Raw genomic sequence first — 3153 nt, forward strand, 5'->3', positions numbered from 1 at the left:
GCCGCGGTGATGGTGGCCCCCGGCAACAACGTCACCGCCGAGACCGCCGCCTCGTGATCGCCGACCGGCACGTTGTAGGTGACCGCGAGGTCGACGCCGTTGATGCAGCCCAGCGCGTCGGTGACCGGCTCGCCGTAGACCAACCCGCGCGCGGTGCGGATCACCGTGCCGCGCCTGCCCATCAGCCAGTAGTCACCGTCCTCGTCGCGGCGGAACAGGTACTCGGTCGATATCCAGGTGTCGGCGGGAGCGAACACCCCGCGTTTGACCGACGCGGTCGGGTCGATCGGGCCGTTGGACTGGGCGAGCAGCACGCCGACCTCGTTGGTGTCGGCGACCTGGACGAAGCCGCGCTCGTTCTCCAGGATCAGGTCGTGTTCGGCGTCGTAGGCGCCGAGCTCGACGCGTCCGGCGCCGGGCAGCGGGCGGCCCTCGCTGCCGACCTTGATGCCGGACACGTTGGCCAGCACCGCCTGCCCATCGGTGGTGGCGAAGAATTCGACGACGTGGGCGGGCGCGAACGCCTCGACGACCCGGTCCCACAACCCGGTCGGCATGCCCGATCCAATGAACAGCCGCACCGGGTGGTTGCCGTGCAGCACGAACGCCGGATCGTCGACGACCTCGCGCAGCATGGCCCAGGTGTAGGCCACCACCGTGACCCCGTACTGCCGTACCTCCTTGACGAACCGGTCCGGCCGCAGCCCACGCGACAGAGCGATGCGGGTGCCGCCCACGACCGCGCCGCCCAGGCTGACCAGCAGAGCCGACTCGTGGTGCAGCGGCGTCAGGCAATACACGGTGTCTCGGCGGTCCAGGTTGGCGGCCGACGCCGTTCCGAAGGCCGACACCGCCCACCGGTAGTTGGTGATCTGCTTGGCCACCAGCTCGCCACCCGCGGCGCTGAACGCGATGAACGCCAGATCGCGGGCCAATCCCGGGTTCGGTCGATACCACGCCGGCAGCTCGACCGCGTCCGGGTCGATCTGCTCCATGTCGATGACTTGGCCTTGCTCCAAGGCGTCCTCCGGCAGGTGCAGGTCGCGCGTCTCGCCGCCGCCCAGCACCAGCACCTGGCCCGGCATCTCGCGGGCGGCTTCCAGGTTGGTGGGGTCGGTCAGGATCTCGCTCACTCCCCCGAGCCGCACCGACGCGGCCAGGTCGGCATCGGGCCGCATCACCACGGCGACCGCCCCCAGCCGGGACAGCGCGGCGATCGCCACCAGCGCGCTGGGCCGGGTCTCCATCAGCACACCGACACGGTCGCCCTGCCGAACGCCGACTTCGATCAGGCCGCGAACGACGTTGTTGATGCGCCGGTTGACGGCCTCGTAGGTGTGCACACGCCCGTCGAACAACAGGAATTCACCCCGCGGGGCGTCGTGCGCCTGCTCATCGATGATGCGGCCCAACGAGATTCGGGTGTGATCGTTGATCTGTCCCAGCCGGGCCAACCGGGGCAGGGTGCGCGCGGTCTCCACGGCCAGGGTGCGCATCGATTTGTTGGCCGCGATCACCGCGCCGGCCGCGCCGCGCACCAATCCCAGCGCCGCCTCGGAGACTTCGCCGATGCCGTGCGCAAGCCGCGAACTGAACGCCACACCGCTGTCGGTGGATTCGGTCGGCTGATCGGCCATCAGGTCGATGCCGGCGGGCTTGTCGCCACCGGTGGACAGCCACTGCACCCATTCGGCCACCGTCGGCCAGCTCTCCCTCGCCGCCTTGGATCCGACTACGAGGCCGAAATGCCCTGTCCGGATGGTGCATTCGTAGACCTCGGCGTTGGGCGCCGCGCGCCGGATCCCGCGCACCGACGCCGGCTGTCCGATGTCGTCGACCTCCCCGACGAAGGCCAGCACCGGGCAGGTGATGTCGGTGAGCGTGACCATCTGCCCGTTGATCGCGAAACCGCCCGTCATCATGCGGTTGTGGGCGATGAACTGCTTCAGCAGCTCCGAGATCGCCGGGCCCGACCACGCGATCCAGCCCTCGCGTTCCAGGAACCTGCGCTGTTGCTCGCGTGGCAGCAGGGCCTCCCGGTCGTGCAGCTGACGCACGAAGTCGACCCGGGCCTTCGCCGTCTTGAGCGGGTCCATCATCTGAAAACCGGTGCGCGCCATCCAACTTGGGATGTCCAGCCTGCTGAAGACGTGATCCGCCATGAAGTTGGCGGCGGGTGCGGCGAAGTTCGCCGGGATGCCCATGGGCAGGGCGGCCAGGGTGTCCACCGGGGATCCGAATGCCACGATGCTGGCGATGTTCTTCGAACGCCGGTACGCCGCGGCCTGGTAGCAGAACATGCCGCCCTGCGAGTACCCGACCAGATGGACGTCGCTGCCCGTCGCGTCCTTAACGGTGTCGATGGCCTGGCCGAGCGCGACGATGTGGTCGGCCAGGTTGCGGCGCATGCCGCCCTCGACCTTGTCGGGTGACCCGAAGTCGATGACCCAGGGATCGAGTCCCGCGGCGTGCAGGATGCCCACCGCGCCGTCCTCGCGGGTGACGTCCCACATGTCGGCCGACATCATCATCGGATGCACCATCAGCACGGGCGGGCCTACCGGCGCGTGCCCAGGCCTGCTGTCGGGTGGGAAGTAACGCCGAAGCTTGTACATCGGCACGCTCTCGACGATCTGGGACGGCGACGGGACAGTCCCCGTTTCCAGGCCCCCCAGCCGCAGTACTTCCAGACCGTTTTGCGCCGTGGCGACGAGGCGCTCGACCGGCCGTGTGACCATCGAAAAATTGAGATCCACCCGGCGCTCCCTGAACTGTTGACAGCGTGGCCATCATGGCACATCAGCAGCACGTGCGGTTCTGGTCAGGGTGTTTTGCCCGGGCGCGAAGCCACTGCGGTTAGAAAGGTGGCGGGTCGGGATCGGTTGCGACGTAGTCGATCTCTTGCGCGCCGACGGACACCGCCCGACGAGGTTGACGGTTTCGATAATTACGCTCGCGCTCGGCGTTGACGCGATGGGCTCTGTTCTGGGCCCGCGTCGTCGCGCGCAGCGGCATCATCGCCGTGCGGTCGCCGCGCCGATCCAGGTCTGCGCGATCCGGTGGGGGGACCGCCCCGGTAGGCGCGCACAGGGTGGGAAACAGCAGCGCACTGCCCGGGGTGGTGGCGTACGTGTGCCCGTCCGGCATGGTCCA

At 68.8% G+C, this 3153-nt stretch carries 1 protein-coding gene and 1 pseudogene; both read right to left on the reverse strand.

What is annotated here, in order from left to right; genetic code table 11:
• Positions 1–2738: acyl-CoA synthetase (locus A5736_RS01370; protein WP_254848266.1), on the reverse strand; the 2738-nt coding region annotated here is incomplete at its 3' end.
• A 118-nt stretch (positions 2739–2856) separates the two neighbouring features.
• Positions 2857–3153, reverse strand: a pseudogene (locus A5736_RS26185) (hypothetical protein); the annotation flags it as partial.

The sequence above is a fragment of the Mycobacterium sp. SP-6446 genome (assembly GCF_001954045.1).
In the GTDB taxonomy this organism is placed as follows: Bacteria; Actinomycetota; Actinomycetes; order Mycobacteriales; family Mycobacteriaceae; genus Mycobacterium.